This window comes from Microcystis sp. M53603_WE2 (assembly GCF_030065435.1).
In genome coordinates, this window is sequence record NZ_JASJFF010000935.1 from 1 (window position 1) to 5134 (window position 5134).

Sequence of the window (5134 nt, forward strand, 5' to 3'; positions counted from 1 at the left end):
GGCTGACAGCACCAGATAGTAGTCTCAACCGCTACTTCTGTTGGTCCATAAGCGTTATATAATTCACAGTTTAACTGCTGAAAAAATCGTTGATTGAGTTCATAAGATAAGGCTTCTCCCCCGACAATTACTCGTTTTAAATAGTGGCAATATTTGCTCTTGGGATGTTGCAGAAAAACTCGCAATATTGAGGGAACACAAGTTAAATAAGTTACTTGTTCTTGCACAATTAAATCTATTAAATAATCTATATCTTTATACCCGTCAGGTTTAGCCACGACTAGAGAAGCACCAGATATTAAAGACGAAAAAATTTCCCAGACTGAACCATCAAAACTCAAGGAAGTAATTTGGAGAATGCGGTCTTCAGAGGTAATATTATAATGACCAATAGTATATGTCAGAGTATTACAAATTCCTCTATGAATATTCATCACGCCTTTGGGTTTTCCCGTTGAACCTGATGTATAAATAACATAGGCTAAATTCTCAGGAGTCGTTAGATTGAAGGGATTTTCTGGACTATAGGTAGCTATCTTTTCCCAATCCCTATCTAAACACAGTAACTCGGCCCCAGTTTGGGGAAGAAAATCCCCTAAAGATTCCTGAGTTAACACCAAAGAAATACCCGAATCTGAGAGGATATCCCCCAAGCGCTCGGTAGGATAATCCGGATCTAAAGGTACATAAGCTCCCCCGGCTTTTAATATCCCTAATAAACCGATGACCATCTCTAGGGAACGCTCCATAAAAATCCCGACCAAACTTTCTGGACCTACACCCTTATCTCGTAAACAGTGAGCTAACTGATTGCCCCGGTTATTTAACTGTTGATAGGTTAATTTTTGTCCTTCAAAAATAACCGCTATTCCCTGCGGATTCTGTGCAGCTTGTTCTTCAAATAATTGATGTAAAGACTTATCTAAAGGATAATCTGCCTCGGTATTGTTCCACTCTACTAATAACTGATGTTGCTCTTGTGTTGTCAATATAGGTAATTGTGTTACCCGTTGCCGAGTATCAGTAACAATCCCTGTTAAAATAGTCTGTAAATGTGCTGCCATCCGTTCAATCGTATCCTGAGTAAAACGGCTAGTATCATAGACTAACTGAATCAGTAACTCCTGTTTAGGAATAGCAACCACCGTCAAAGGATAATTAGTTTCCTCAAAATTCTCCACATCCTTAACCCTTAAGGATTGACGAGAATCTCTCGATAACGCTTCTCTAGGATAATTCTCAAAAACGACCAAACTCTCAAACAGGGGAACCCCCGGTGGAATATCACTTAATCTCTGTATTTCAGCCAGAGAAACATAAGCATAATCCTGAATTTCTGCTTGCTTTTGCTGTAATTCCTGTAACCAAGATAGCAATAAATCTGATTCTCTGATGGAGACTCGCAGCGGCAATGTATTAATAAATAATCCTACCCTATGTTCTACCCCTGATAAATCATGAGGGCGACCAGAAACCGTAACCCCAAATAAAACTTCTGACTCCCCACTATAGCGACTGAGAAGAATCGCCCAAGCGGCCTGTACTAGAGTAGATAAGGTCAGATTATGCTTTTGCGCCAAAGATTGCAGGTCTTTGGAGTGAGAAGCCGATAAATGACAGTTATACTCTTTATAAGTCGGCTTACCTTCAGATTTCATTAACTGGAGTCTGTCCACCCTCAGGGGGGTGGGAGTCATAAACCCTTCAAGAGTTCGCTGCCAAAAACTCTCAGCAACAGATGGGTTTTGCTGCTGTAACCAAACAATATAATCTTGATAGGGACGCGGCAAAGGAAGATGATAACTTTTCCCTTGAATACCTGCCTCATAAAACCCTAAAACTTCTTGATAAATAATAGGCATACTCCAACCATCCAGAATAATATGATGATGATTGCAGAGGAATTTATAAGTTTGGTCCGATAGTTGAATCATCAAGCAGCGCATTAAAGGAGCAACTTTTAGTTCAAACCCTTGTTGACGCTCTGTTTGTAACAATAAATCTAAACGTTGTTGTTGTTCTGTGGGGGAAAGATTGCGCCAATCCTGATAATCCCAAGGCAAATCAACCTTTTTTCGCACAATTTGCAGAGGTTTTTCCCGTTTTTCCCAAAGAAATAGAGTCCTTAATACCGAGTGACGCTCTACAACTTTTTCCCACGCTTGCCTAAAAACTGCAAGGTTAATTTCTCCCTCCAGAGTAATTAGAGTTTGACTACAATAAATCCCTGAATCAGGAGTATAAAGACTATGAAAGAGCATCCCTTCCTGCATGGGGGAAAGAGGATAAATAGACTCCACATTTTTGGCGGGTTGATTTTTTGTGTCTGCCATGAAAGATTCTCCTTATTAGTCAATTTCTGCCAGAATATCGTCTAATTCCTGTTGATTCAAGTGCGCTACTGGAAAATCTGAGGGAGTGTAACCCCCAGCATCAGGAGATAAACAATGCTCAATCAATTTCAGCAAAGCTTCTTTATAGCTGCGCCCTAAATATTCTACCGTCGAACGTTCATAGATGAGATCGCTATAAGTCCAGTTTACTTGTAACTGTCCCTCGATAACTCTGGCCGTAATCTCTAATAAATGACTACGATGTCCCTTAAGACTGTGATTAGGCCCCTTAGACTCATCCGCTAATTTCCAATCCCCTTTTTGCAATTGTCCTTGCTCAAATTGACCTAAATAATTAAACAAAACTTCTCTGGCAGGAATTTCAGCTAATTGAGACTTAATATCAGCATCATCACTCAAATATCGCGAAATTCCATAGCCAATTCCCCTGTGAGGAATAGCTCGTAACTGTTCTTTAATAGATTTGAGCCGCTCACCGGGGTGATTTTCGGGGGGGAGTCGCAAAATAACCGGAAAAAGACTGGTAAACCAACCTACCGTCCTCGATAAGTCAACCTCACTGAACAAATCTTCTCGTCCGTGTCCTTCTAAATCAAGAGATATGGTCAAATTTTCTGTCCATTGTGTCAAAGTTTCTGCTAAAGCGGTTAACAAAACCTCATTAATTTGAGTGTTATAGGCAGCGGGGACTTTTTGCAAGAGGGCCCGGGTTTGTTCTTCATCTAGAGTCACCGTGACATCATTTGCCGTCGCTACTGTATTGTATTGTTTTCCAGCCTCGTTATCTACAGGTAAATTTCTCGCCTCTAACCAAGGTTGAGTTAACCAATAGTCTAATGGCTCTTTCGCTTTTTGCCCTTGTCCATAATCCCTCAAGAGAAGTGCCCAATCCTGAAAGGCTATGGTTTTAGGTGGAAGTTCTAGATTCTCCCCCCTTTCTAGCTGTTGATAAGTCATTAATAAATCTTCTAACAAAATTCGCCAAGATACACCATCAACCCCCAAGTGATGAATAATAATCAGTAACCGACTGGGTTGATAGGGTGCCAATTCAAATAGTACCGCCTTGATTAATAGTCCAGTAGAGAGGTTTAAACTTGCCTGTTGAGTTGTTGCCATTGCTAAGAGAGTTTCCCTTTGCTGAGATTGAGGAATAGAAGACAAATCAATCACTTCAAAAGGTACTTCCTCCGGCATTCCTTCATTAACTTGTTGCCATTGTCCTTCCTTCACAGTAAACCGTAACCGCAAAGCGTCATGATGTTCAATTAATTTTCTCAGAGATTGAGCTAACAAATCAGCTTTCAGGTGATGGGGAACTTCTAAGAGGACAGACTGATTAAAGTGGTGCATTTCAGCGCGATTTTGCTCAAAAAACCACAGTTGAATGGGAGTGAGAGGCACAATACCCGTCACTAAACCCTGTTTAGCTAATTCGGCTGTGGAATAATCGGCAACTGTAGCTAGTTCAGCAAGAGTAGGATATTCAAATATCTGTTTAGGGGTAATCTTCAACCCGGCTTGACGAGCGCGAGCGACAACCTGAATACTGAGAATAGAATCGCCCCCAACTTCAAAAAAGCGGTCATAACGACTCACTTGTTTAATTCTGAGAACATCTTGCCAAATACTGGCCAAAATCTTTTCTTTCTGAGTATGCGGGGGGACAAAATCCTGCTCAGATGTCCAAGGTATCTCAGGGAGGGGTAAACTGGAACGGTCAATTTTTCCATTGGGAGTCAGAGGGAGAGTTTCTAAGGAGACAAAAAGAGCCGGAATCATATACTCTGGCAATTTCTGTCCCAAGAAACGACGCAAATCCTCAGTATTTATCGGACCATTTTCTCCTACTAGATAAGCGACTAACCTCTTATTCCGATAGGAGTCTTCCCAAACCTTCACCACCTTTTGCTTAACTTGGGGATAAGTCCCTAGAGTTGCCTCAATTTCTCCTAATTCAATGCGGAAACCCCGCAATTTTACCTGATTATCACCCCGCCCCAAAAAATCAATATTTCCATCGGGTAAATATCGGGCTAAATCTCCTGTTTTATAGAGTTTGGCATTAGGTTCATTACTAAACGGATTGGAGATAAATTTCTCGGCGGTTAATTCAGGTTGATTCAGATAACATCGAGCTAACCCTTTACCCCCGATATATAAATCACCAATAGTTCCTAGAGGAACCGGTTGCTTAAAAGAGTCCAGAATATAAACTTGAGTATTGGCAATAGGCCGGCCGATACTCGGTTGTCCATGGTGTCCTTTAGGCACTAAGCTAAAAGTGGAATAAGTGGTATCTTCTGAAGGACCGTAGAGATTATAAACATTCTTAATGTTTTCCTGCTGGTAAAGCTTCTGTACCAATTGATTAGACAAAGCTTCTCCGGCGAGGTTTACCGTTTGCACAGTCTCAGGTATCGCCTCAATTTCCAGCAGTTGAGCGATCGCTGTAGGTACGGTATTAATTAATGTTACCTCTTTGGCTGCACTTAAACTAGGCAAATCTAGAACATTCTGGGCCAGAATAATCTTACCCCCCACAGCCAAGTAGGGCTGATTCATTCTCTCTTATGTCATTCTCTCAACTCCTTATCTGGCAACGTTTTTAGTCGATTTCTCGGAAATACATAGGGTTTGCGGCAAAAAGTTTTTCGTGGTAGGGTGTGGGGTGTGGGGTTTTACCCATTTTCAGGTGGTCAATTACCTAATTTTCAGGGAAAAAGTCCAGGGATTTTCCCCCCAATCACTCCAATGGTCGGCACTTTTTGAGGGAAAAA

The 5134-nt window shown here is 41.2% G+C and carries 1 protein-coding gene and 1 pseudogene; both read right to left on the reverse strand.

The window, feature by feature from the left end; all coding sequences use genetic code 11:
- On the reverse strand, positions 1–2333 hold a 2333-nt coding region (locus PX481_RS19755; protein ID WP_288095591.1), incomplete at its 3' end, for a non-ribosomal peptide synthetase.
- Positions 2334–2348: 15 nt separating this feature from the next.
- Positions 2349–4904: pseudogene (locus PX481_RS19760) on the reverse strand (condensation domain-containing protein); the annotation flags it as partial.
- Between the last annotated feature and the right edge of the window lie 230 nt (positions 4905–5134).